Genomic DNA, 25,890 nt, shown 5'->3' with positions numbered 1-25,890 from the left:
GGCCTGCTGTTAGGCGCGAGGAGGAAGGACATGCGGAGCATATTCGACGACAAGCAACGCGGCAGCGGGCCGATTTCGTCGGATCCCTTCGGGAGGGGGCGCATTTGCGCCGGGGCGGCGTCGCGGAAGGCCTTGTGGGGCCCAACCCCACGGCGCCTCCCGCTCCTGGCCCCGGCGCAAATGCGCTCCCGCCAGGAGCGCGCCGTGAGTGTCAACACGCCCTAGCGCCTACCCGGCCGTGCGCCGCCGCGCCAGGAGGCAAAGAAATTCGCAGGCCAGATGCGCGGCCGCCAGCGCCGTGATCTGCGCGTGGTCGTAGACCGGAGCCACTTCGACCAGATCCATCCCGACGAAGTCGATTGGCACGAGGCCGCGCAGGATCGCTTGGGCCTGACGGGTCGACAAGCCGCCGCAGACCGGCGTTCCCGTGCCCGGGGCGAAGCTCGGGTCGAGGCAGTCGATGTCGAAGGTGAGATAGGCCTTGTGGTCGCCGACCACCCGTTTGATCTCGGCGATGGCGGCCTCGACCCCGTTCTCGTGAATCCACTCGGCGTCGAGGATCGTGAAGCCATGGGTCTCTTCGTTGTAGGTGCGCAGGCCGACCTGGACGGAACGCGCCGGGTCGATCAGGCCCTCCTGGGCGGCGTGGTAGAACATGGTGCCGTGATGAACCCGCTTGCCGTCCTCGCGCCAGGTATCCGAGTGCGCATCGAAGTGCACCAGCGACAGGGGACCGTGGCGCTCGTGATGCGCCTTCAGCAGGGGGTAGCTGGCGTAGTGGTCGCCGCCCAGGCTGAGCAGCGTCACCCCCTTGCCGATCACGCCGGCCGCGTGAGCCCGGATCGCCTCGGTGATGGTTTCCGGCATCCCGAAGTCGAAGTCGCAGTCGCCGTAGTCGATCACATTGAGGGTCTCGAAGGGATCGAGACCCCAGGGCCAGGGCTTGCCCCAGGAGAGGTGCGCCGAGGCGGCCCGAATGCCCGCCGGCCCGAAGCGAGCGCCGGGCCGGTTGGTGGTGGCCAGATCGAAGGGAATCCCGCTGACCGCCACATCGACGCCGTCCAGCTCCTGCGTGTAGCGGCGGCGCATAAAGCTGAGCGCGCCCGAGTAGGTGTGCTCCTGGCCCATGCTGTTGCGGTCGTTGCCCGCGAAAGCGCGGTCCGGTGTCCATTCTTCCATGGCGGTTCTCCAGCGATCGGCCGGCCTGGGGAAACGCGCGGCCGACGGAAGCAAAGCCGAATTCCCTGGGCCGGGCAAGATGCACCGGAGGCAGGCGGTCTCAGAGCACCTTGAACCAGCTGGCCATACCGGCGGCCTGATGCTCGAGCATGTGGCAGTGGATCATCCACTTGCCCGGATTGTCAGCGACGAAGGCCGCCTCTACCCGTTCTTCGGGATCGAGCAGGACAACATCGCGCCAGGCCGAGACCTCGGGCTTCCGGCCGTTCCGGCTGATCTCCCGGACGTGATGGCCGTGGAGATGGATCGCGTGGGGCCAGCGGGTCTCGTTCGCCATCTCGACCACGACGGTTCGGCCCCGCTCGGCCTCGAACAGCGGCGTTTCGGTCCGGCCCGCCACGCCGTTGAAGGCCCACGCTTGCCCCTTGGCGACGAGCTCGCGGATGCCGAGGGTCTCGCCCTGATAGACCGCGCTCTCCATCCTGCCCATGGCGCCGCCGGTCATGACCAGCGGCGCTCGGAGCGCCCCGGCAAGCGCGATGTTCTTGGCAAGCGGATTGTCGGGAAGCCCGAGCGGTGCATCAGAGGCGTTGGACCGCACGACCGCCGTTGGATCGTAGACCAGGCGGGCCGCCAGGAGCGGGTCGCGGTGAGAGACCTCGAAGATAGGCGCTTCGCTGCCGGGATCCAGGGCCATGTCGACCGCGAGGTCGCAGCGCGCCCCGGGCGCCAGAACTATCAGGTCCTGCGCCGGCCGGTGCGGCTGCACGGGCTGTCCGTCGAGCGCGATGACCTGAGGCGCGTGCCCTTCGACGCGGAAGGTCATGACCCGGGCGGTTGCCGTGTTGGCCAGGCGTATGCGCACGCGCTCGCCCGCCTTGACCGCGAGGTCCGGCTGCGAACGGCCGTTGATCGTCAGCCAGTTGCCCAGGCGTCCGGCGTGGGACCAGTCCCTCATATGGCCGAACGAGGCTTCGTCGATTGCACCTTCCGCGGTCAGGCGCCAGTCGTCGGCGAGAAAGACGAGCTCGCGGTCGAAGGCGGGCGGCTCAGCTTCGTCGACGATCAGGAGACCGTAGAGACCGCGCGCCAGCTGTTCCCACGAACGGCTGTGCGGGTGGTACCAGAAGGTTCCAGCGTCCGGGACCAGGAAGCGGTAGTCGAAGGCGCCGCCGGGCGGCACCGCCTCCTGGGTTAGTCCGGCGACGCCGTCCATGGCGTTGTCGATGCGGATTCCATGCCAGTGGACCGTCGAGGCCTGCGGCAAGGCGTTCTCGAAGCGGAGCGCGAGCGTGGTTCCCTGGGGCACGCGCAGCACCGGGCCGGGCACCTCTCCGTTGTAGCCCCAGACGCGCGCGGGCGCCTTGTCCGGTCCCATCAGCGGCGCCGTGGCGGGCCCGGCCACGAGCCGGATCGGTTCCGCCGAAGCTGCGGTGGCGTGCCGGAACGCAAGGCCGTACAGGCCGGCGAACGCGGCCGCGCCACCGAGAAAAGCCCGGCGCGACGCTGCGGGCCGATCGCGTGTCACCGGCTGTAGCCTGCGTTGAGACGGTCGTGCCGCGCCTGGATCTCCGCCGGCCAACGGCTCTTGATGTAGGACAGCACGGCGATGATCTCGTCATCGCTCAAGACGTCGGCATAGGCCGGCATGTCGCTCTGATAATCCGGCCCGGCGGCGACGGACAGGCCGTGCTTGGTCAGCTCGAAAAGCACGACGTCGGAATGATGCCAGGTATGCCCGCTTTCGTCGTGCGGCGGCGCCGGCAGGCGACCGTTCGCCTTGCGCTGGCGCCAGTTCGGCTCCCCTTCCAGGCGCGCACCGTGACAGGCGGCGCATTCCCGCGCGTAGATTGCCTCGCCGGCCGCGACCACTTTCGGGTCGCCGGCCAGGAGAACCGGGTTGCGGCTGGCCACTTGGCGAGCGGCGACGAAGGCCATACCGAGCACCACCAGGGAGACGGCGGCCCAGGAGACTGTCGAAAGACGAAACTTCAGGGTCCTACCCCGCATTCACCGAGTTTTCCAAGGCGTGCCGGCAGGCTAGCCCTTCCAGCGACTGCAAGGTCAAGCCGAGACGCGCTAGGGCTTCCACAAGCCCTGCCGTTCTACGTCCGCCATGGCCAACTCGATCCCCTTGCGAAGCAGGCCGACCATCTCGTCGACCTGGGCCTCGGTGATCACCAGGGGCGGCGACATGACGCACATGTTGATCAGCGGGCGGACCAGCAGGCCGAGGCGCTGGCAGTGCGCGTCGATCCGCGCGCCGATGTCGTAGTCGAGCAGCAGGGCGTCCTTGCTCTCCCGGCTGATCACGCACTCCACGCAGCCCATCAGGCCGATCCCGCGCACGTCGCCGACGATCGGGATGTTGCGCAGTTCCTGCAGCCGGGACTGCAGGTGGGCGCCGACTGCCCGGGCGTGGTCGAGCAGCCCCTCGTCCTCCATGATCTCGATGTTTTTCAGCGCCGCCGCGCAGGCCACGGGGTGGCCCGAGTAGGTATAGCCGTTGGAGAACATCGCCCCCTTGGCCGCCTCGCCGCTGATCTGGGAGAAGACGCGGTCCGAGATCAGCACGGCGCCCAGGGGCTGGTAGCCTGAAGTCAGGCCCTTCGCGCAGGTGATGATGTCAGGTTCGAGGCCGAAAACGGCTTCCGAGGCGAAGAAGTGGCCGAGGCGGCCGAAGGCGGTGACGACTTCGTCCGAGATCGTCAGCACGTCGTACCTGCGGCAGACGGCCTCGCACTTCTTGTGGTAGCCCTCGGGCGGCACGATGACCCCGCCCGAGGCGAGCACCGGCTCGGCGATGAAGGCCGCCACCTTGTCGGGCCCGATCTCGAGGATCTTGTCCTCCAGTTCGCGGACCCTGGCGTCGCAGAAAGCCTCGACCGACATGCCTTCGGGCCGCCGGTAGGGATTGACGTCGGAGAGGTGGTGGATCAAGTCCGTCTCGAAGTCGAAGTAGGACTTGTCCCGCTCCTTGCCCGAGCAGGAGGCGCTCAGGTAGGTGCTGCCGTGATAGGCCTTGTTCCGCGAGATGACGTGCTTCTTCTCTGGCCGGCCCTTGTGGTTGTTGAAGAACATGACGAAGCGCAGGGCTGAGTCGACGGCCGTCGAGCCGCCGGTGGTGAAGAAGACGTGGTCGAGATCGCCGGGCGCCAGCGCGGCGAGCTTCTCGGCGAGCAGCGCCGCCGGCTCGGTCCCCAGGCCCCAGGGTGAAGCGTAGGTCAGCCGGCGCGCCTGGTCCGCAATCGCTTCGACCATCTCTTCGCGGCCGTGGCCGACGTTGACGCACCACATGCCGCCGGGACCGTCGATCAGCCGGTTGCCGTCGCTGTCGAAGACGTAGATGCCCTCGCCGCGGTCGATCATGGTGCGCCGGTTGTGGCCGGCTTCGGCGAGCAGTTCCCAGGGATGCAGGAAGTAGTTGTCCTTGGCCTGCAGGATCGCCGTGCTGTTTCGCGGCGGCTTCTTGGTGATCTCGTTCATCGCCGTCCTTCCGCCATTTCCAAGTGTAGGGCATGCTTGCGAGGAACGACTATGCACGTCCCGGCGCCGACACTTCAAGCCGCCGCCCACAGTGCTATGATCGTCGCCGGACCGCCGTTCCTCGCGCCAGGAGGTCTCGCCCGCTCGTGTCCCATCCCCATCACGCCACCCCTGGCGGCAAGCCCCGCGGCCGAGCGCTGGGACTGCCGTTCGACGGCGATCCCGGCCCGGTCAACGCCGTCACCGACGTGCCCGGCGTCGAGGTCGGCTATACGACGATCATCGAGGGGGACGGCCCCCTCGTGGTCGGCCAGGGGCCGGTCCGCACCGGGGTGACGGCGATCCTGCCGCGCGGCAGGGCCGGCGCCGACCGGCCGGTGTTCGCCGGCATCCACGCGCTGAACGGAAACGGCGAGCTGACCGGCAGCCACTGGATCGAGGAGTCGGGCCAGCTGGAAGGGCCGGTCACCCTGACAAACACGCATTCCTGCGGCCTCGCCCGCGACGCGACGATCCGCTGGCTGGTCGAACGTCACGGTCTGCCGGCGGACGCCTGGGGCCTGCCGACGGCGGGCGAGACCTATGACGGTGATCTCAACGACATCAACGGTTTCCACCTGCGTGACCACCACGTCTTCGCAGCGCTCGACAACGCCCGCGGCGGCGCCATCGAACTCGGCAGCGTGGGCGGCGGTACGGGCATGATCTGCTACGACTTCAAGGGCGGCTCGGGCAGCGCGTCGCGCCGGGTCTCCCTTGGGGACCGGGACTACACGCTCGGGGTCTTCGTGCAGGCCAACTTCGGGCTGCGCCACGAACTGGTGATCGCCGGCGTGAACGTCGGCCGCCACTTGACCGGCGACGAGCTTCGCAGCAAGCCGGCCGGATCGATCATCGCGCTGGCGGCAACCGACGCTCCGCTCCTGCCCCATCAGCTGAAACGTCTGGCGCGTCGAATTTCGCTCGGCATGGCACGATCAGGTGGTATTTCTCACAACGGATCGGGCGATATCTTTCTAGCCTTCTCGACAGCCAACGGCGGAATCTGGTCGAGCGGTGCGGGCGACCGGCAGGCGGTCTTCCTGACGAACGACGCTCTCGATCCCCTGTTCCAGGCCGTTGTGCAGGCGGTCGACGAAGCCATCATTGATTCAATGATCGCCAACGAGACAATGGTGGGCCGGGACGGCAGGACGTCCGTCGCGCTGCCGAGAGAGCGCCTGGCGCAGGTCCTGGGCCTGCAGAGCCGGGCGGGACACTGAAGGAGGCAGGCTCAAGACGCGAGATCGGCCCGGCTTCATGAGACCGGGCATAAACACTCGATTGCAAGATCCTAAGTCTGCACGATTTGCACTTGCAATCGCCAGCCCGTGCCGGATTGGCGCGGGCGAAATGGCTATGCTAACCTCATCAAGGGCATAGCCTCCGGGTTGGTGCGGGTCGATGATGGACGACCGGCTGCTGCGAGACGAAGAGGCGCGACGAGGTGGCTGGGTGACGCTGACGCTGCAGATACTGGATGATCACCGTCTCCTTGGAGCCGGCGATAACCAGAGGACTCTGGGGTCCGGCACCCTGACGATTGGGCGCGGCCGCGAGAACGATTGGGTCTTGCCCGATCCGGAGCGGGTGATCTCCAAGCAACACTGCGCCATCGCCTCGGTCGACGAAGGCTACGTGCTGACCGACACCAGCTCAAACGGCGTGTTCGTCAACGCGGCCACCGAGCCGGTCGGGCGCGGCAATAGCGTGGCACTGCAGGACGGCGACCGGATCAGGATCAGCCATTTCGAGTTCATGGCGACGCTCGCGGCCGCCGCCGCAGCGCGGCCCGAGCCGGCACTGGCGCCGGTCGGCGCCTTCGCCCCGACGACCCGGCAAGAGACGGCGGCCCTGCCGGACGACGCCTTCTTGGACGATTTGCTCGGCCCGGGCCGCAGCGGCCACGCTGCCGAGGGAAGCGAACTCGACGAGTTGCTGGGACCCGGGGGCGAGGTCACGAGCCGCACGACCAGTTTCACCGAGGCCGCCCCGCTACCGATCCCCGACGAGAGCTTCGAGCTGGACCCGCTCGAGCCGCCGGCCAATCCGCTCGGCAGCGAGACCGCGTCGGCGATCGAGCACATCCCGAGCGACCAGGATGTGTTCGAGATCCCGGGTGCCATTCCGGAGGACTGGCTGGACAGCCCCGACGAACGCGCAGAGCCGATCGAGGAACCGCCCCCGCCGCCGGCCGCCGCGCCGCCCACGGCCGAAGCCGTGCCGCCCGCGGCCCAAGTGGCGCCGCCCGCGGCCCAAGCGGCGCCGGCGCCCCAGCCGGCGCCGAAGACCGAGGAGAGCGCGGCCCCGGAGGACGTGTTCCTTGAACACTTCCTGAGAGCCGCCGGCCTCACCGACCTGCGGATCGACCCGGCGCGGCAACGGGAAACCGCCGAGATCCTCGGCCGCGTCTATCGCGAGATGATCCAGGGGATGATGGAGATCCTGTCCGCGCGCAGCAGCATCAAGAACGAGTTCCGCCTTACGCAGACGGTGATTCAGCCGGTCGAGAACAATCCCCTGAAGTTCTCGCTCAACGTCGACGAAGCCATGAGCACGCTGCTGACCAAGTCGGGCAAGGGCTACCTGCCGCCGGTCACCGCCGTGCAGGAAGCGGTCGACGACCTCAAGGCACACCAGATCGCCATGCTGGCGGGCATGCAACAGGCGCTCAACGGCCTGCTCGCCCGCTTCGATCCAGCAGCTCTCGAAGACCGCATGGCGCGCGAGAAGAGCGCATCCGCCATGCTCGGCGGCAAGAAGGCCCGCTATTGGGACGCCTTCACCAAGCTTTACGAGAAGATGGCCGCGGAAGCCGAAGAGGACTTCCACAGCGTCTTCGGGCGCGAGTTCGGCAAGGCATACGAGGAGCAGGTACGAAGACAGAAGCGCCGGCGGGCCTGAGCCGCGCCGCCGGGGCGGACGCTAACGGGGAGATGGGGTGAGCCATGATCAACGCGACGATCCCGCGAGGAGCAAAGCTTGCGGCGAGCTTGTTGGCCCTGCTGTTTCTGGCGGGCTGCATCTCGGACGCCGCATCGGGCGTCACCTCGGCGGTCCTGGACAAGATGTTCGAAGAGGGGCCGACCGAGATCGAGGCGAACATGGAGGCCTCGGACGACGTCAATCCCGACGCTGACGGCGAGGCCTCTCCGCTGGTGGTCCGGCTCTACGAGCTGAAGTCGCCCACTTCCTTCAACAACGCGACCTTCTTTTCCCTCTACGACAGCGATGTCGCGGAGCTGGGGGATGACATGAAGGGTAAGGAGGAGTTCGAGCTCCTGCCGGGCGAGAAGCTGGAAATCGAGCGCGAGCTCCAGCCGGAAGTGCGCTACGTCGGGTTCATGGCCGGATACCGTGACCTGGACAACGCCTCGTGGCGGGCCGTGGTCGAGGTCGAGGAAGGAAGCTCGACCGACATTACCGTCGCTTTCCAGCGGCTCACGGTGGAGATCGTCGAGGTCGACTGATTGCGGCAGACGCCCGCCGGCCGGCCCGGCCCGTGCGGGGCGCACCGCGGTCTCGAGGGTGATATTGGACAGGGAAGTACATGACACTCGTGAATAAGGTCGTCTGGTCCGAGGGGATGTTTCTGCGTCCCCAGCATTTTCAGCAGCAGGACCGCTATTTCGAGAACCTGATCGGCAAGTGCTCGTCGGCCATGCAACCCCACGCCTGGGGTGTCGAGGCGCTCAAGATCGACGCGGATCTGCTGGAGACTGGCAAGTTCGCCCTCACACAGTGCAGCGGCATCATGCCGGACGGCACGCATTTCGATCTGCCCGGAGAGGCCGATGCGCCGATTAGCCGCGACCTGTCCGAGGACGTGGAGAACGCCATCATCTACCTGGCCCTGCCGGTGCGCGACGCGCAGGGCCTGGACATCGCGCTGAACGGCAGCGCCAACGGCCATCGCCGATACCAGTCGAGCGAGTCCGAGGCGAACGACGCCAGCGGCATCGCCGATCACCCGGCCCAGATCCAGGTCGGGCGGCTGGCGTTCCGGCTACTGCTCGAGAGCGAGGAGCGCGAGGGCTATCACTGTCTCGGACTGGCCCGGATCGTTCAGGTCGGCTCCGACAAGAAGGTCCTCTTCGACGACGACTACATTCCCTCGGCGATTGACTGCCAGGCGGCGCCTAAGCTCTCCGGCTTTCTGCGCGAACTCGAGGGCCTTCTCAACCAGCGGGCCGAGAGCCTGGCCGGCCGTATGGCCGAACCGGGCCGGGGCGGTACCGCCGAGACAGCCGATTTCCTGTTCCTTCAGGTGGTCAACCGCTACCAGCCCCTGGTGACCCATCTGGCACGGCAGCAGCATATCCATCCCGAGGCGCTCTTCCGGATCCTGATCGAGATGGCCGGCGAGCTCTCGACCTTCACGACCGAGACGAAGCGGCCACCGGCCTTTCCGGCCTATCGCCACGAAGCTCTCAAGGAGAGCTTCGAGACGGTCTTCGCAGTGCTGCGTCAGTCCCTCAGCATGGTTCTGGAGCGGCGCGCGGTGGCGATTCCGCTGGAAGAGCGGAAGTTCGGCATAAGGGTCGCGACCATCGCGGACAAGAGCATGCTGGGCGACGCACTCTTCGTGCTGGCCGTTGGAGCCGAGGTGCCGGCCGAATCCCTGCGCCGCACCTTTCCGGCCCAGATCAAGATCGGGCCGGTCGAGAAGATCCGGGATCTGGTCAACAAGGCGCTGCCGGGAATCGGCCTGGAGGCGCTGCCGGTCGCGCCGAGACAGATCCCGTTCCATGCCGGCCTGACCTACTTCGCCATGGACAGCAAAAGCGGCTTCTGGAAGGACCTCGAAAGCTCCGGCGGCCTCGCGCTCCACGTCGCCGGCCGTTTCCCCGGACTTGAACTCTCCCTTTGGGCCATCAGACGGTAACAGCCATGCCGGAACGTGATCCCTTCGCAGATTTCAACAGCGAGCCGGAAGATCTCGAACGCACGATCATCGTTCCGGCGCCGGGCGGCCGGCGCCGACCGACCGGCGAGTCCCCGGCGCCGGCCCCGCCGCCGCCCCGTGCGGCGCCGCCGCCGCCACCGCCCGCAGGCGCCGTTCCGAACATCGTGGGCAGCGGGAAGAACCCGCTGATCAAGGCGGCGGGCGCCGCCTTCGCGCTGGTCCGGCGGCTGCGCGAGACGCCCCAGCATCCCGACCCGGAAGGCCTGCGCAACAGCGTGATCGGCCTGGTGAAGAGTTTTGAATCCCAGGCCCGGGAGTTCGGCGCCAACGCCGAGGCGGCCTACGCCGCCCGCTACGCCCTGGCCGCCCTGATCGACGAGTCGGTGCTCTCCATGCCCTGGGGCAGCCAGAGCAGCTGGTCCCACGAGAGCGTCCTGGTCACCCTCCATAACGAGGCCCGCGGCGGCGCCAAGTTCTTCCAGATCGTCGACCGCATGATGGAGAACCCCGCCGCCAACATAGACCTGCTGGAGTTCCTGCACCTCTGCCTCTGCCTCGGGTTCCAAGGCAAGTACGCGGTCGTCGAGGACGGCCAGCAGGAACTGGAGGCGATCACCCAGAACCTCTACCGCGCGATTCGAAATCAGCGCGGCGAGATCGAACGCGATCTGTCACCGCGCTGGCAGGGCCTGACCGATCGCCGCCCGGCGGTCGCCCGCATCGTGCCCATGTGGGTCGTGCCGGTCACGGCCCTCGGGATCGCGGTGCTGATGTTCCTCGGCTTCAGCTACGCCATAAACCGCTCGTCCGACGACGTTTTCGCCAGCATGAACAAGCTGGGCCGTGAAGGCGGTCCCCTGGTCCAGCTGCCGCAACCGGTCAGCGAGCCAGTCCGCGTCGAACGCGTCACCGTGGCCGAGCAGGCGCCGACCGAACGTCCGGCCGAGCGCCTGCAAGCGCTGTTGCAGCCGGAGATCGATCGGGGACTGGTGGAGGTCTCCGATCTGGGGAACGCGACGAAGATCCTGGTTCACAACCTGAACCTGTTCCGCTCGGGAAGCGCCCAGGTGACCGACAACTACAAGCCGGTCCTGACCCGTATTGCGGAGGTGCTGAAGAACGAGCCGACGCCGGTCCTGGTGACCGGACATACGGACAGCGATCCGGTCCGCGGCCTGAAGTTCCAGTCCAACTGGCATCTCTCGGTCGCCCGGGCCAAGTCGGTGGCGACGTTCCTGGCCGCGTCGCTCGGCACCAAGAACCTCAAGATCGAAGGCCGCGGCGCCGACGATCCGATCGCGAACAACGAGACCGTCGAGGGGCGGCGGATCAACCGGCGCGTCGAAATCAGGGTGCCGGTGCAATGACGCGCGGCAATACGGCAACAGGGCGAGGCGCCGCGGCGGCGCGGAAAGGGCGATAGATGTTCCGCAAGCTCTTCGGCTGGCTCGCGAACCGCTGGGTCATCTCGGCCATCGGGATCGCCCTGCTGTGCCTGATCATCTGGTATCTCGGCGAGTTCATCGCCTTCGCCGGCTGGGCGCCCCTCCAGTTCCCGGAAACCCGGCTGGTCGTGATCTTTCTGATCGTGGTTTTTTGGCTGGTGCAGACGGTCTGGTCGCTGTTCAAGGCGCGCAAGACCGACGCCCAGGTGATGGAAGGCCTGGCGTCGGCGCCCGAGGGTCCCGACGCCGGCAGCCAGGCCTCCGACGAGGAGATCGCCGCGCTCCGCGACCGCTTCAAGGAGTCCCTCGCGATCCTGAGAAAGGCCAAGCTGGGCGGGCGCGGCGGCCGCCGCAGGCTCTACCAGCTGCCCTGGTACCTGATCATCGGCCCGCCCGGCGCCGGCAAGACCACCGCGCTCAAGAACTCCGGCCTGAAGTTCCCCCTGATGGACCGCTTCGGCAAGGACGCGATCCAGGGCGTCGGCGGCACGCGCAATTGCGACTGGTGGTTCACCGACGAGGCCGTGCTGCTGGATACCGCAGGACGCTACACGACCCAGGACAGCGACGAGGCGGTCGACAGCGCCGCATGGTCGGGTTTCCTCCAGCTCCTGCGCAGGCATCGGCGGCGGCGGCCGATCGACGGCGTTATCGTCGCGTTCAGTCTGCTCGACATCGCCCAGCAGAGCAGCAGCGATCGGGGCCTGCACGCCCAGGCGGTGCGCAAGCGCCTGCAGGAGCTGGCCAACGACCTTAAGGTCAAGGTTCCGGTCTACGTGGTCTTCACCAAGTGTGACCTGATCGCCGGCTTCGTGGAGTTCTTCGAAGATCTCGGCCGCGAAGGCCGCGGACAGGTCTGGGGTGCGACCTTTCCCCTGCAACAGTCGCAGCGGCCGGAGAGCGCGGTGCCAGCTTTCGCCGCCGAGTTCGACGCCCTGGTTCAGCGGCTGGACAACCGCATGACCTTCCGCCTCGACCAGGAGCGCGATCCCCGGCGCCGCGGCGCGATCTACGGCTTCACCCAGCAGTTCGGCGGACTCAAGGACGTGCTCGCCGACTTCCTCGCCGAGGCCTTCCAACCGACGCGCTTCGAGGAGCCTTGCCTGTTGCGGGGTGTCTATTTCTCGAGCGGCACCCAGGAAGGCAATCCGATCGATCGCGTCCTGAGCTCGATCTCCGGCACCTTCGGCCTGGACCGCCAGGCCCTGCCGGCCTTCAGCGGCCCGGGGCGCAGCTACTTCCTGACCCGGCTGCTGCGCGACGTGGTGTTCCAGGAGGCGGACCTGGTCGGCCATACCGGCTTCCTGCACACCTACCGGGGCTGGATCCAACGGGGCGCCTATGCCCTCACCGGCCTGGCGCTCTTGACCCTCACAGCGTCCTGGACGACCAGCTTCCTCGCCAACCGGAGCTACATCGGCGACCTGGAGTCCGAGGTCGAAGCCTACCGGACGACCGCGCGGGAAATGGCCGAGGGCGAAGGGACGATCCAGCAGGTCCTGCTTCCACTCGACGAGCTGCGCGCCGTCACGGGCGGCTACGATGACCGGGACCGGCCGGTTTCCCTGGCCATGGGATTCGGCCTCTATCAGGGCGACAAGCTGGGCGACGCGGCCGTCTCGGCCTACCGGCGGGCCCTAAACGCGCAGCTCCTGCCGCCCATCGTGAAGGGACTGGAGCAGCAGATCCGCGCCTACGCGGCGGCCGATCAGCCGGAGGTCCTCTACCAGGCCCTCAAGGCGTACCTCATGGTCAGCCACCCCGCGGTGTTCGACCCGGCGTTCTTCAAGTTCTGGATCCTCCTCGACTGGAACCGGCAACTGCCGGGAGCGGCTAACAAGGCGACGCGGGACAGCTTCGAACGACACCTGACCGCGCTTCTCGAATACGACATCGACGCGCCCAAGCCGGACGGGCGGCTGGTCAAGCAAGCGCGCGCCGTCCTGTCCCACGAGCCGGTCGAGACCAGGGTATTCGCCGATCTTAAGCAGCAGGCCCAGCAGAGCAGGCTCGAGGAATGGCGCGCCACCCAAGCGCTGGGGGATGCGGCCAACAGGTACTTCCAGCGCAAGAGCGAGAAATCCATGTCCGAGGGCGTGCCGGGTCTCTTCACCCGCGCCGGCTTCACCAACTTCTTCCTCGCCAAGAGTCCCGAGCTGGTCAAGGTCGCGGTCGACGAGAGCTGGGTTCTCGGGCCGGAGTACAGCGAGCGCCTGGGCGACCTCGACCCGAAGCAGCTGACCGCCGCGGTCAGCGCGCTCTATTTCGAGGAGTACGCCCAGGTGTGGGAGGATTATCTGGCCGACATCGACATCGTGGCCTTCAAGAGCTTCGGCGAGGGCAGTGAGGTCGCCCGGGTCCTCTCGGATCCGGACTCCCCGGTCAGCCTGCTTCTGGCCGCGGTGACCAAGGAAACCAAGCTGATGTCGCTCGATCCCGCCTTGGAGGGCGAGGCGCTGACGGGCCGGCTGGCCAACATCAAGGCGCAGTTCGAAAAGCTTCTCGAGGTGGCGCCGGCGGCCCAGGCGGCCGGCTTGATCGACAACCCGGCGGAGGCGGTCGAGATCCGCTTCGAGGACATCCACAACCTGTTCCGCACCGATGCCGGCAAACCGCCGATTGACCGGGTGCTGGCGCTGATCTTCGACCTCTACGCCTATATGAAGACCGCGCGGCGGACCGGCGGGGACAATGACGAGGCGGTCGACAACCTGCGGATCGAGTCCGGCGTTCAGCCGGAGCCGCTCGGCCGGTGGCTGGCGACGCTGGCCCGGCAGACCACCGCCCTGACCGCGAGGAACGTCCGCGAACGCCTGAACTCGGCGTGGTCCGGCGAGATGGCGCGCTACTGCCGGCGGGCATTCTCCAACCGCTATCCCCTGATCAAGAACAGCACGAATGACGCCAACCTGAGCGACTTCGCCCGCTTCTTCGGACCCCAGGGCATGATGGACAACTTCATCGCCAAGCACCTCAGCCCCTACGTCGACACCACGGTCACGCCCTGGCAGGCCCGCTCGGCGAGCGGCGTCTCGTTGGGCATCTCGGGCAGCACCCTTCAGCAGTTCGAGCGCGCGGACCGGATCCGGGAGGCCTTCTTCCCGGGGAACAATGCGGTACCGAAGATCCGCTTCGAGATGCGGGCGGTCAAGCTCACCAAGGCCGCGCGCCACGTGCTGTTCAAGCTGGGCGAGGAGAAGCGGCTCCTCTACCGCCACGTGGACACGCGCTGGAAGCCCATGGAATGGCCGCCGCCCGACGGGCTCATGCAGGCTGTCGTCGAGTTCAAGCCGGTCTCCGGCACCGCGCGGCCGCGAATTAAGAAGGAAGGCGACTGGGCGCTGTTCCGCCTGCTCGACGCGGGCAGACTGTCCGGCACCGGACGCTCGGAGCTCTATCGGTTAAGCTTCGAGGCCGACGGCCTCGAAGCTGTGTTCGAAGTCAAGGCCGGCAGCGTGATCAACGCTTTCGACCGTAGCGTCATCGGGGGCTTCCAATGCCTGGGGAGCCTCTGAGAGCGCCAGGTTACTACGGCAAGGTCCCGGCGCGCGGCGACTTCGTCTCGCGGCGCGTGCCGCGGGCCTTTCTCGATCCCTGGGACTCCTGGCTGCAGCGCGCCGTGGCGGCGAGCCGCGTGGCCTTGGGCGAGAGCTGGCTGGACGCCTACCTGACCGGGCCGATCTGGCGCTTCGCCCTGGGGCCGGGTCTCTGCGGCGAGCGGGCCGCCGCCGGCCTCGTCATGCCCAGCGTCGACTCCGTCGGGCGCTACTATCCCATGACACTGGCCGTCCTGTTGGACGGCCGGCCCAACCCCTTCGCGCTGGCGGTGCAGGGCGAGGCCTGGTTCGGCGCGGCCGAGGAGCTGGCGCTCACCTGCCTCGAGGAGTCCTTCGATCCCGAGGGCTTCGACCAGGCGCTGATCGAGCTCGACGGGGTCGGCCTCGACGATCTCGAGCTGCCGGAAGCGGCGGGCGTGCCTATCGTGGGCGAGGACGAATTGTCCTGGGCCAAGGCGCAGCCCGATACCGCCGCCTTTCCCGCCGCCGCCTATCCCGACCTGCTCGACAGCTTCGTCAGGGCGCGCCGGGAACCCTATAGCCTCTGGTGGACCCTCGGCTCCGACCGGGTGCCGCCCGGCCTGCGCAGCTATCCCGGTCTGCCGCCCGAGGAGAGCTTCGCAGGCTTTCTGCGCGCAGCCTGATTTGAATCGCGTTCTCCCGGCACCGCTTCGCGTATCCGCTTGCCCTCCTTGTCATGCCCGGACTTGATCCGGGCATCCAGAGTTGCTGGCGTCCGTCTTGCAGCTGCCCTGGATGGCCGGATCAAGTCCGGCCATGACGAAAGGGGGTCGGCGGAAGTGCGACCGGTCGGCCCTCGGTGAGCGACCTGCAAAAGGCCGCGGGCTACCCGACCAGAGCCAGAACCTCGTCCTTGAAGGGGTCGTTGAGGCCGGCGATACCCTCGAGGTCGACCAGCTCCTCGAAGACCGGCATGCCGGAAAGCTGGATGACGGTCTCGATCAGCTCGTCCTGGGGCCGAAAGGTTGGCAGCTGGGCGGCGATGACAACGCCGGGCACGTTGCCGGCGTCGACCGAGGCCTCGACCGCGACCGGAAACCTGAGGTCGCGCATCAACTCCGACACGGCGGGCGAGATCTCGACCAGCTTGGCCATGGTCAGGCTGCGCAGGACCAGCGACTTGACCTCGTCGCCGCTCGGTTCCTGGCCCTGGGCCCGCTGCTCCATCAGGTCGGACAGCGTGTAGCCGCCGCCGTAGCTGAGCACCCAGCGCACCGGCGAGGTGATGGTGGCGGTTCGCCCGCCCTCGCCGCCGACCTGATAACGGTACTGCCAGTTCTCGATCTCCAGCTGGTTCTTGATGTTGGGCACCGGCGTCGTCAGCTTGGCGCTGAGATCGAAACCGTCGCGGCAGATCGTCTTGAAGGACTCCTCGAGCTCGACGAAGCGGTTGTCGGCGCCCGGAACCTTGTCGGTAAAGGCGCTCTTCATGAACTCGCCGAGGACCTTGCGCGGCGCGAACAGCGGGCTGAGCGTCGAGAGATAGCCGGACAGCCGCTTCTGGAGATGCTGGGAAATCTTCTGGGAGGCTTCGCGCAGTCGTCCCATGTTCCCCATCTCGATTTCTTTGACGGTGGTCATGGCTCCTGTCCGCTCCCCCCTTCAGGATGCCTAGTCCCAGATAGTCTCGACAAACGAGGCGCTTTGCAAAGTTTTTTCTGAGACCGCTTTGAGGATCCGCCGCAAAAAGCTACGAGAGAGACAGGACCCTGACCTCGGCCTCGTCGCTGCCGGGATGGCTGCCCAGTATCAGCTTCTCGGGCTGGCCCTCCACCTTGACGTAGTAGGAATCTCCCGGACCGAGCTTGTTCTGCACCGACCAGGCGACGAAACGGTCGTCGCCCAGCGTCGCCTCGATGCCCTGGGCCTGATACTCCAGCACGGTCTTCTCCGGCAGCTGGCCGCGCGGGCCGACCGCGTGGTGCGTGATCTTGGCGTCCCCGCTGACCCCCAGCATAGCGCCCTGCCAATCCTCGCCGTCGGGGCCGATCTCGAACCACTGACCGATCAGCGAGTGGGCGATCACATTGAAACGGAAATCCTCCGCCGGCTTTTCCGCGGCGCCGTAGGCGGCGGCGACCAGCTTGGCGCCCCAGCCGCCGTCGCTGCCGTCGAGCGGCAGGCCGCCGCCCAGCAGGCTAGGCAGGTTCTCCGGCAGGCCGTCCAGGCCGAGGCAGACGATTCGGAAGCCGTCGCCCCGCCCTTCCCGGGCCATGGCGGCGACCAGCGACAGACCGTAGCGCAGGCGCGGCTCGGCGAAGTCCTCGAGCCGGCCGGCGATCAGCCAGATTTCCGCCTTGGCGGGGTCGAGCAGGATTCCGCCGAGCTCGGCCCAGGCGACCTTCTCCAGGTCGTCGACCCAGGGCGCCCCCGAGATCTCGAGGCCGTAGCGGCCGAGCGCCGCCACGGTCTCCTGCGGCTGCGGCGTCCCCTCGCCTTCCGGCAGCCAGGTCAGCCAAATCTTCTTACCCGCCATGAAATCCTCGCTTTTTCTCCGGCGGACAGGGACTCAAGCAGTCACGCCGCATCCTGAACCATATTCACCGAGACCCGCAAGCGATGGCGCCCGCTGCAGGTCCCGCGCAGTGGCACCACATCCCGGTAGTCCCGTCCCCATCCTAAGGTCACGTGGCCCGCGCCGACCAAGCTGCCGACAGTCGGATCGAAGTCGACCCAGCCCAGACCCGGCACGTGGACGGCGAACCAGGCGTGGGACAATTCCCCAACGACCGGCGCATCGCCGACCCGCGCTGAAGAGGTGTCCAGGTATCCGCTGACATAGCGCACGGGCAGGCCAAGCGAGCGCAAACAGGCCGCCGCCACGTGGGCGAAGTCCTGGCAGACGCCCCGTCCAAGGCGCGCCGCCTCCGACGCCGTTGTCTCGACGGTGGTGGCACCCGGGGCGTAGGCGAAGTCGCGATGGATCCGTTCCGTCAGATCGGAGGCGCCGAGGAGGATCGAACGCCCGGCCGGAAAAGAGGATCGTACATAGGCCTCCAGCTCCGGCGAACACTCGGTCAGGGCCGTCGCGTCGACGCAGTGCCGGAGGCTCCCATCGCTCGAGGCCTTACGCACCTCTTCCCACGACGGTCCGGCGTCGAGGGCAGGCGGCTTGGCGCGCGAGCACGCCACCACATTGATCGCGCTGACCTCGAGGTGGCTGTGCGCGGTCGGCACATCGAAAACCGTGACCCAATTGCCCGAGGCGTCGCGCGTGCAGCTTTGCGGGCCGCTCAACGGCCTGACCACCAGTTGGTGGAAGCGGCAGGTCTGGTAGGCAAGATCGCGCACGCGCATGCGGGCCTCGAGGCTGCACGATTCCGTCGGCGCTTCGAAGTCGTATCGCGTCGTGTGGACGATCCGGTAGACGGTCACGTTCCGAAGCCTCTCGCGGTGTCGGCTAGTTGACCTCGGTGCCTACCGAGTTGCCGTTTGTTATGGAGATCTGACCGCCGAACTGACAGAGGCAGACACTGCCTTCATGCAGGGCGACCGCATCGCCGATCATGACCGTCGCCACAGGAGCCGGCGGCGGCAGCCACGAGCCCGTGATGACCGGTTTGCAGGGACCGGAGGGCGCACCGCCCATTACGGCGGGATGCGTCGGGCTCGAACAGGTGCCGAAGGTCGGGATGTTGGCCGGGCCGATGTTCTTGACCGTGGCGGCCATGGTGACGCCGCTGAAAACCGTCGAACTGCCGGGCGGGAGAACCAAGCGGCAGGGCGCCGCGCCGAAACTGCACCGCATTTCCGCACCCATACAAACCATGCCAGGCATTGCTTTCTCTCCTTATCTTTCGCCAGGGCCGCTAAGCCGCCGGCCCTACAAGGGTTTCTTGCGGTTCCACCTCTTCGACGCTGTCCGAGGGTTCCTTTGCGAAGTCGTTGAGGACGACAAGAAATCCCACACCATCACCGTCCGGCGGGCGACCGGCCCCGAAGCCGGCCGTCAGCACGTCTATCGATTCGATCTCGGCCGCATCCTGCGGCGGCCAGTCGGGAACCGATCGAGCGGTTTCCGCGAGCTGATCAAACGGCTGGGGCGCTTCCTCGGCCCCCGCCACCAGCTTCGCGACGAGATTGGAATCGTCGTTCTTCAGGAAACCAAGGAGATCGGCGTAGCCGGATTCCGAATTGCCGAGGAAACTCTGAATCTCGGGGGGGAGAGCCGCCGTCTCCTGTTCCATTTGAGCAGCCAGACCGCCGGGACCACCGACCCCAACCTGTTCGGCAAGGTTGGGCGACGCTACAGCCGCTACGGGATTTGACAGACCCGCCGGCGCGCTGTCGATCGAGACACCGGCGGAAGCCAGGGCCGAGGTGACGCCCGCCGCGCCCTCCGCCTGCGGGCCGGAAAAGCCATCGCCGGCCAGCCCCGCCAGACCTTCCGTCCCGCCACCGGGGTCGCCGAAGAAATCTTGCAGCTCCTGCGGCATGCTTGTGGAGTCGAACCCGAATTCGGCCATTGCCGCTTCCATCTGCGCCGACGGGTCGGCGCCTTCGGCCGCTTCGGTCTCGGCCCCCGACAAGAGCAGCGCCTCGTAGTCTGCCGCCGGCCGGGTCCGGTCCAGGGGTTCGCCGACCAGCAGGATCGCGCCCTCGGTCTCCATACCCTCGGCATCGACGGAGGTCCGCCCGCGCCAGATCAGGGTCAGACGTGCCGCCGCCGGTTCGATCCAGAGCGTGTCGAGGTTCATCATCACCTCTTCGATTTCGCCATCGCTACGTCGCAAGAAGCAGCGCACGCGGAATCGTGGAAGCTGTCCGGCGAACCGCGCCCGTTCCTTGCCGACGAAATCGAGAGCGAACTCCTCGTCACCCCGCAGGTAGGCCGGTGACTGCATCTCCTCGGCGGCGGCGTTGAAGTAGTGCCAGTCGACGTCCGCCCGGAACCGCGGCCAGTGGGTGCGGAACCAGTCGTCACCTTCGGGCCCGGCGAGCGAGAGGCGGCGGCCCGCTCGCCGGGGCTGAGGGCCAAAGTCGTCGAGGCTCGCCCGTTGAGCGCCGACCTGCATCCTTTCCACTTGCCAGCCCTCGAGCCCCGGCCGTGCCAGGACGAGGATGTCGGCGCAGGGCTTGAAGGGCGCGAAATCGTCCTCGTAGAGCGGCGCCGAGCCGGGCTGGTCCGAGGCGAAGCGGTCGGCAGAGAGAGGCTCCTGCTCGCCCGCGACCCGCGCGGGACCGCCCGGGACCTGATCGAACAGCCCCTTGACGATCACGGTCAACTGATCGTCGTCGGCTGTGTTCCGCGTGAAGATGGAACCGACCTCGAAGGGCGTCTCGTTGCGCGTTTCCATGTGCCGAATACCTGTCTAATCGCCCGCTTCGTTCCCGCCTCAGGGTACCGGCGGCGCGGGAGGCAGCGGCCCAGCGGGCGGCGCGGGCACCGTCGGTGCCGCCGTCACCGCAGGGGGATTGAGCCGGATCCGGGTCGACTTGATCGTGATCTCGTTTTCGGTCAAGCGAATCTCCGATGTCCCGATCGAGAGCACGATGAAGTCTTCCTTGATCTCGATCGTTGGCTTCCCCTCGGCGGTATCGGTGTCGACTTTCCTCTCGAGCCAATTCTTGACACCGTCGAGGATACTCCCGGCCTTGGAATCAGAAGACACATTCAGGGATGAGGAGCCGCCGGCGAGCAGACCGAACAGGGGAAGCAGCCTGACCAGGCCGGCGCCGCCGATCACGCCGCGCCACCATTGTCCCAAGGCGCTGTGAGCACTGCCGTTCACCTGCAGCATGATACTGCTCTTGGCGATCAGGTCCTGCTCCTCGATCACCTCGTAGGAACGCCCGCCGGAGAACTTGAAGTAGCCTTCCGAACCCCAGGTGTACTTCCAGTCGTTGTCCGCCTCGAGTGTCAGGCTGTCGTGATAGTCCACATCCAAGCCGCCCCGGTACTGGCCGGTCGCGCCGTACTCGGCGGCCAGCTTGACGCCGAAGAACAGATCGGTCTCCAGCCAGCAGGACTTAGAGTGCCGGCTGCCGCAAAAGCTCTCGTTGCTGGTTCCGTCGAAGCAGGAGTTCTGGGTACCTTCGAAGCTCTCCTCTGCGTGGCCCTTGAAGATTTCCTCCTCGTAGCCCTGGTAGTCGGTCTTGGTCCAGCCGTTGCGCGTGATCTCCGTCGTTCCCCAGGTATCCGCGTCGCGGTATCCCTCGGCGCCCTCCTTGTCGAGCGGTCCCGTCTCGGTCCACTTGAAGCTGACGTTGCCGGGAACGTTGCTGCCGTCACGCAGGGTGCCGTTGACCGCATCGACACTAACGGCGCTGTTGCACAGGATCTGCCGGTAGTTGCCGCTGACGATTTCCACCTTGTCACCCTGGGTCGTACTGAGGCGATTGCCGGCGACGTGGTCGCGCCAGACCACGCCGTTGCGGAACTTGGCTTTGGAGGCCTCGTTGGTGCGGGAGGGATTACCCTCGTTCTCGTCATTGCCCTCGCTGACGTTGTCGATAAAGCCGGTGAAGTGACCTTCCTGCCGTTCTTGCGTGGAAACCTTGATCTGACCACCCGAGACCGCGTCGGTCTCGCTTCGCTCGAGCCCAGGCACGCCGTAGAGCTCATCCCCCGGCTCCTTGTGAAGCGGCAGCCAGGCAGAGTCCTCGCCCTCCTTGACCTTGGACCCATCGCTGCGCGGCAGGTTGGCACCCATACGTAGATAGGCCTCGATCTTGTCATTCGGGAGCGGCTGGTCGCCGGGCCTTGCGGGGCCGGTGTCATTGGGATCATCCGTCGCAGGATCCTCGCCCTCGTATCTGAACTTGGGATCCTGGGTGACAATGGTTTGCGGCGGATTGTTCTTGGTCGGGTCCAGATACGCCTGCGGCACGTGCATGCGCAGGTAGCGCCCGAGTCCGGCACCTATGATCGGATCCGCCTCGCTCTCGCTTACGAAGCCCAGACTCTCCTGTCCCTGTTGCTGGCTTGTAAGCGCGGTCGTGGGCGCGGGCCGCTCGGCGGCCGTGGCAGTCGGTTCCGTCCGCGCGAGGCGCACCGCCGGCGCTAGCCCTTGTCCTTGCTGCTGGTTCCCAGAGAGCGCCTGTCCAGGCCCGCCGGGTCCGTCTTCCATCTCGATCAGGATGCCGCTAGGTGTCTGGATCCGGTTTTTCGTGTGGCTCTCCGAGTTGACCACGCTCTTGTTGAGGGGGTTGGGCACCACGCCGCTAATGACCGGTCGGTCGGGGTCGCCGCCGATGCAGGTCCAGAGGACCTCCGTGCCCTTGAGCAAGGGGAAGTGCATGCCGTGCTGACCGCCGCCATAGGGCTGCGCCATGCGCACCCAGCGGGTCGCCTTGCCCTCGGCCGTGCCGCTGACGTCGAATGGCATGACCAGCTTATAGCGCCCCTCGCCGTCGATCTCGGCGCGGGTACCGGGGCCGCTCGCGTCGATCACCGCGTTCATCACCCCGGTGAGCTTGGGTTTCGCCGTGCGCCGCACCGGGCGGTAGGCGACGGTTTTCGGAACCGCGCGGAACTCGTTGCGGTATGAGGTCGCCTCGCCGCCTTCGCCCTCGCCGAAGCCCGTCGCCTCCGACGAGGCCTGGCTGCCGACGTGGCGCACGGCGGTTAGCAGGTACTCCTGGTTCAGGGCATCGCTGAAATGCTCCGTCAGTTGGAAAAGGTGGCCGGCGGTGAAGCCGTGGCAGTCGCCCTCGCCACGGTAGAGAGCCTTGCCGCAGAGCACCTCCTCGGCGCGCACCTGGGCCAGCGCCTGGCCCTCTTCCGGCGTCTTGAAGTGGTCCCCGTAGTGGCAAACCATACCGTAGCCTGCGCCTTCCACGGGCTTCTCCGCCTGTAGCGGAGTCATGGGTGTGCGGTAGTTGTAGTCCTTCAAGAGCACCTTGTCGGTGATCTGGCGGCGCCGACTGGCGAGGAACTGGACCGACTCCGCCAGGCTCGAGCTGGTGCCCGAGGGCAGCACGTAGGGAAAGCTGCTCTCCTCAGGCACGGACGGCAGGTGGACGTTGGAATCGCAGAAGACGATCCGCTCGCGGTCCTCGCCCTGCTCGAAGAAATAGTAGATGCCGACGTGCTCGAGCAGCCTGGAAATGAAATCAAGATCGGACTCGGCGTACTGCACGAGGTATTCCTTCTGGGGATAGCTGCCGAGCAGGCGGAACTCGAAGTCGTCGGCGGCGAAGTCGAAGGTCGAGTTGCCGGCCGGGCCCTTGCCCTTGGAGCCCTTCAGCTCCTCCTCGACGATCTCCGGAATGGTCCTGTTCTGGTAGATCTGGTTCTGCCGGGTCAGCGACATCATCCAGAGCCTGGGCACCAGGACGGCACGATAGGCGTAATGACCGTGCTGGCCTTCGCGGCCGAGCTCGATCTCGGAGAGGACCCCGTGAATCTTGCGGAGTTCACCGTCGTCGCCGCGTTGGAAGGACAGGGTGGCGGGCCGTCCCAGGGCGGCGTCGAGATCGACGTCAGGGCGGTCCGAGACCAGATCGACGACGAAACGGTAGGGCCGGGAAATCTCTTCCTCGCCCTCGAAGCGGACGACCGCGAAGGTGTCGTGGTCCAGCGCCTTGGACTCGAAAAAGATGTTCACGTGGTGCTCGCTCGACATCAGCCTGTCCCCCAAGCTTCTGTAATCAATGAGCGGCGTGGCGCCCGGCGCGGGAACCCTCCTCGTCCCCGGCGCCGGGCCCACCCGCAGAAGAATAGATTGTTAGTATAAGTATAACCGGTGTCAGACTTTCGGCGCGCGCCAATCGTCGCTCGCCGACGTCCCGGACGCTTCGTGCGTCCAGGTGATCCGACGGTAGCTGAACGAGATGTCCTGCAGGTGCGTGAAGCTTGCGTTGGACGGGTCCTGGCAGTGCGGCATCGAGTCTTGGATGTCGACCACGATCGCGTCGTCCAGCGTGATGGTGTAGTAGTGCTCCTGCGTGCCTGCGGCCGAGGTGCGATACCACTTGATCTCTACCTTGGGCAGCTTCTCGCCCGAGCAGAGCGCGTTCGCGAACAAGGGCGAGGACTTGTCGAAGATCTTGCTGACGGTCAGCGGCTGGTGCACGCGCTGGCCCGAGGGCTGTCCGCTCTGCGGATCGCGGGGGATGATCACGTTGTGCTTGAAGCCGTTGATCAGGACCTCGTCCTCGTGGCCCTCCTGCCAGATGTTGCCGACGCTAGCCTCGGTGAAGGCGCCCTCGGTCATGTTTCCTTGGGTGGTACCCTCGGCGGTCATGTATGCGGGTGTTGGCATTTCTCATCTCCTGTTCTTCGCGGCCATGGCCCCTGCCATGCCATGCCCCCTACATCACAAGAAGCGTGCCAAAGTCGGGAATGCCGCCGCAAAAAAAATGACGAGTCTCTGAAATCACTGGGGAAATCGACGCGCAGGAGGATAGGGCGCCTCCCTGGTGCGGAACGCAGGCGCTTCATCGGTCATGCGGATTTCTGCACAGCCGCGGACTGACTGTGCACGATTCGTTACACCCGCCGGTGGCCTCCGTTGCCGCAAGAGCGCCTGCCCTCGGCTCGGTCGGAAGCACTAGATGATTTCCAGGTGATGGAGCTCTACCGGATCGAAGGCGGCAAGCCGGTCGAACGCTGGGAGCTGCGCCAGCCGATCGAGCGTTAGAGCGGGCGCTCGCGCCGCGCTTCCGCGCCGCCGCCTTCCGGACGGTGGATCCGGTACTTGTTCATCTTCTCGATCAGAGTCCGGCGCGAGATATCCAGCTCCTTGGCGGTCCTCGTCTGGTTCCAGTCGAACTGATCGAGCTTCCGCTCGATCAGCGAGGCCTCGAACTCACCGACGGCTTCGCGCAGACTGTCCAGGGAGTCGCCGGCAACCACGGGCGGCAGTTCCGCGCCGTTGAGGACCTCGTCCGGCAAGAAGTCCGGCAGGACGAAGCCGCCATCCTCGGCCAGCAGAACGGCCCTTTCGATCAGGTTGCGCAGCTCCCGCACATTGCCCGGGTAGTCATAGGCCATGAGCAACCGCATGGCGGTCGGCGCGAAACCCTTGATCGCCTTGTCATAGCGCTCGCTCGACTCGGCGAGAAAGTGATGCAGCAGGGTCGGCAGGTCCTCGCTGCGCTCGCGCAGGGGCGGCAGCGTGATGGGAAAGACGCAGAGTCGGTAGTAGAGGTCCTCTCGGAACGCGCCCGAGGCGACCTTCTCCTTCAGGTCGACATGGGTCGCGGCGACGACGCGCAGATTGACCTTGCGGCTTTCCAGCGCGCCCAAGGGCCGGACCTCGCCTTCCTGCAGGACGCGCAGCAGCTTGGCCTGGAGCTCGAGGGGCATGTCGCCGACCTCGTCGAGGAACAGGGTTCCACCGTCGGCAAGCTCGATCAGTCCCTTCTTATCGGACTTCGCGCCGCTGAAAGCGCCCGCCTTGTAGCCGAACAACTCGCTCTCCAGCAGTCCTTCAGGCAGCGCCGCGCAGTTCTGGGCGACGAACTCCCTGCTCTTGCGACGGCTGTTGAAGTGGATCGCCCGGGCGATCAGCTCCTTGCCCGTGCCGGTCTCGCCGCCGAGGAGCACCGTGGCGTCGGTGTTCAAGACCTTGGTCATCAGCTCGAAGACCTGCTTCATGCTTTTCGCCGCCCCGACGATGCTGGCGAAGCGGTACTGGCCCTCGATCTTGTCGCGCAGCTGCCTGTTCTCCTGCTCCAGCTCCCGGTTGCTGTGATCGAGCACCTGGATCAGCTGCCGATTCTGCTCGATCAGACGCACGTTGTTGAGCGCCACGGCCGCCTGGGAGGCGAAGGCGAGGACCACGCCCCGGAGCGCTTCCGGGAAGCCGATCAGTTCGCCGGTCTCGCCGTCGCGCATGTTCGAGAGCTGGAGGACGCCGATGGTGACCTCTTCGTGGTTGCGCAGCGGCACGACCACCAGCGAACGCGTGCGGTAATTCAGCAAGCTGTCCTGCCGGTAGAGGTCGGCGAAATCGAAGCCGGAGTAACGGTAGATGTCGTCGACCTCGATCAGGTCTCCGGTGAAGGCGCAGCGGGCGAAGACGTTGGCATGAGCCGGCCGGCCCTGGTCGAACAGTGCGACCGGCGCGACTCTCGGCCGCTGATCGCCCAGCACCTCGTTCTGGTAAACCTCGAGCAGAAGGTGGCGCTTGGTGTCGTCGAGGATGTAGATGCGGCCGGCCTCCGAGCGGGTCAGGTTGCGCGCCCCGCTGAGGATCATGCTGAGCAGACGGTTCAGGTCCCGCTCGGTCGAGAGCGATGTGGTGATTTTGATGAACTGCTCGACCGCCTTGGCCGGAGTCTGGTTGAGCGCGATCACGAGGTGACCCTC

The 25,890-nt window shown here is 66.7% G+C and carries 20 protein-coding genes; 8 read left to right on the top strand and 12 right to left on the bottom strand.

Annotation, left to right across the window (positions count from 1 at the left end):
• Positions 1-228: 228 nt before the first annotated feature.
• The 4 genes from speB to QNJ67_00150 form a co-directional block, all read right to left on the bottom strand.
• Entirely contained in the window at positions 229-1,179 is a 951-nt protein-coding gene (gene speB, locus QNJ67_00165; GenBank protein ID MDJ0607361.1) for an agmatinase, read from the bottom strand.
• Positions 1,180-1,279: 100 nt separating this feature from the next.
• Positions 1,280-2,584: a multicopper oxidase family protein gene (locus tag QNJ67_00160; protein ID MDJ0607360.1), complete on the bottom strand. Its 1,305-nt coding sequence runs from the start codon at positions 2,582-2,584 to the stop codon at positions 1,280-1,282.
• A 119-nt stretch (positions 2,585-2,703) separates the two neighbouring features.
• A complete protein-coding gene (locus tag QNJ67_00155; GenBank protein ID MDJ0607359.1) occupies positions 2,704-3,189 on the bottom strand; it encodes a c-type cytochrome in 486 nt (161 codons plus the stop codon).
• A gap of 69 nt (positions 3,190-3,258) precedes the next feature.
• Complete coding sequence (locus tag QNJ67_00150) at positions 3,259-4,665, bottom strand: aminotransferase (GenBank protein ID MDJ0607358.1); 1,407 nt, start codon at positions 4,663-4,665, stop codon at positions 3,259-3,261.
• Between the two features lie 146 nt (positions 4,666-4,811).
• On the opposite strand from QNJ67_00150, the gene QNJ67_00145 reads away from it, so the two are divergent.
• From QNJ67_00145 to tagF, 7 genes are all read left to right on the top strand, one after another.
• Positions 4,812-5,927, top strand: a complete 1,116-nt coding sequence (locus QNJ67_00145; protein ID MDJ0607357.1) for a P1 family peptidase — start codon at positions 4,812-4,814, stop codon at positions 5,925-5,927.
• A 232-nt stretch (positions 5,928-6,159) separates the two neighbouring features.
• On the top strand, positions 6,160-7,608 hold the full coding sequence (tagH, locus tag QNJ67_00140) for a type VI secretion system-associated FHA domain protein TagH (GenBank protein ID MDJ0607356.1): 1,449 nt from the start codon (positions 6,160-6,162) through the stop codon (positions 7,606-7,608).
• Between the two features lie 44 nt (positions 7,609-7,652).
• A complete protein-coding gene (tssJ, locus tag QNJ67_00135) occupies positions 7,653-8,174 on the top strand; it encodes a type VI secretion system lipoprotein TssJ (protein MDJ0607355.1) in 522 nt (173 codons plus the stop codon).
• Between the two features lie 80 nt (positions 8,175-8,254).
• Positions 8,255-9,589, top strand: coding sequence for a type VI secretion system baseplate subunit TssK (gene tssK, locus QNJ67_00130; protein ID MDJ0607354.1), 1,335 nt, complete (start codon positions 8,255-8,257; stop codon positions 9,587-9,589).
• A 5-nt stretch (positions 9,590-9,594) separates the two neighbouring features.
• A complete protein-coding gene (gene icmH / locus QNJ67_00125; GenBank protein MDJ0607353.1) occupies positions 9,595-10,977 on the top strand; it encodes a type IVB secretion system protein IcmH/DotU in 1,383 nt (460 codons plus the stop codon).
• A gap of 56 nt (positions 10,978-11,033) precedes the next feature.
• Positions 11,034-14,570: a type VI secretion system membrane subunit TssM gene (gene tssM / locus QNJ67_00120; GenBank protein MDJ0607352.1), complete on the top strand. Its 3,537-nt coding sequence runs from the start codon at positions 11,034-11,036 to the stop codon at positions 14,568-14,570.
• The gene (gene tagF, locus QNJ67_00115) at positions 14,552-15,256 is read left to right on the top strand and encodes a type VI secretion system-associated protein TagF (protein MDJ0607351.1); all 705 of its coding nucleotides are present in this window, start codon (positions 14,552-14,554) and stop codon (positions 15,254-15,256) included. The genes tssM and tagF overlap by 19 nt, the downstream gene beginning before the upstream one ends.
• Before the next feature lie 202 nt (positions 15,257-15,458).
• On the opposite strand, the gene QNJ67_00110 is transcribed toward tagF, so the two are convergent.
• From QNJ67_00110 to QNJ67_00080, 7 genes are all read right to left on the bottom strand, one after another.
• Positions 15,459-16,214 carry a hypothetical protein gene (locus QNJ67_00110; GenBank protein MDJ0607350.1) on the bottom strand — a complete coding sequence of 252 codons (756 nt, stop codon included), beginning with the start codon at positions 16,212-16,214 and terminating at the stop codon, positions 15,459-15,461.
• A gap of 109 nt (positions 16,215-16,323) precedes the next feature.
• Positions 16,324-17,109, bottom strand: a complete 786-nt coding sequence (locus QNJ67_00105) for a hypothetical protein (protein ID MDJ0607349.1) — start codon at positions 17,107-17,109, stop codon at positions 16,324-16,326.
• Positions 17,110-17,150: 41 nt separating this feature from the next.
• Positions 17,151-18,008, bottom strand: a complete 858-nt coding sequence (locus QNJ67_00100) for a transglutaminase family protein (GenBank protein ID MDJ0607348.1) — start codon at positions 18,006-18,008, stop codon at positions 17,151-17,153.
• 25 nt (positions 18,009-18,033) lie between these two features.
• On the bottom strand, positions 18,034-18,393 hold the full coding sequence (locus QNJ67_00095) for a DUF4280 domain-containing protein (GenBank protein MDJ0607347.1): 360 nt from the start codon (positions 18,391-18,393) through the stop codon (positions 18,034-18,036).
• 49 nt (positions 18,394-18,442) lie between these two features.
• A complete protein-coding gene (locus tag QNJ67_00090) occupies positions 18,443-19,930 on the bottom strand; it encodes a DUF2169 domain-containing protein (GenBank protein MDJ0607346.1) in 1,488 nt (495 codons plus the stop codon).
• Positions 19,931-19,969: 39 nt separating this feature from the next.
• A complete protein-coding gene (gene tssI / locus QNJ67_00085; protein MDJ0607345.1) occupies positions 19,970-23,200 on the bottom strand; it encodes a type VI secretion system tip protein TssI/VgrG in 3,231 nt (1,076 codons plus the stop codon).
• A 123-nt stretch (positions 23,201-23,323) separates the two neighbouring features.
• Positions 23,324-23,839 carry an Hcp family type VI secretion system effector gene (locus tag QNJ67_00080; GenBank protein ID MDJ0607344.1) on the bottom strand — a complete coding sequence of 172 codons (516 nt, stop codon included), beginning with the start codon at positions 23,837-23,839 and terminating at the stop codon, positions 23,324-23,326.
• A gap of 249 nt (positions 23,840-24,088) precedes the next feature.
• On the opposite strand from QNJ67_00080, the gene QNJ67_00075 reads away from it, so the two are divergent.
• Positions 24,089-24,217: a hypothetical protein gene (locus tag QNJ67_00075; GenBank protein ID MDJ0607343.1), complete on the top strand. Its 129-nt coding sequence runs from the start codon at positions 24,089-24,091 to the stop codon at positions 24,215-24,217.
• Here the strand turns inward: QNJ67_00075 and QNJ67_00070 are convergent.
• Positions 24,214-25,878 carry a sigma 54-interacting transcriptional regulator gene (locus QNJ67_00070; GenBank protein MDJ0607342.1) on the bottom strand — a complete coding sequence of 555 codons (1,665 nt, stop codon included), beginning with the start codon at positions 25,876-25,878 and terminating at the stop codon, positions 24,214-24,216. The two genes, QNJ67_00075 and QNJ67_00070, sit on opposite strands and share 4 nt — an antisense overlap.
• Between the last annotated feature and the right edge of the window lie 12 nt (positions 25,879-25,890).

The organism is Kiloniellales bacterium (assembly GCA_030064845.1).
Classification (GTDB): Bacteria; Pseudomonadota; Alphaproteobacteria; order Kiloniellales; family JAKSDN01; genus JASJEC01.
Note: the sequence above shows the minus strand (reverse complement) of the source record. Positions and strands in the feature narration are given on the sequence as shown.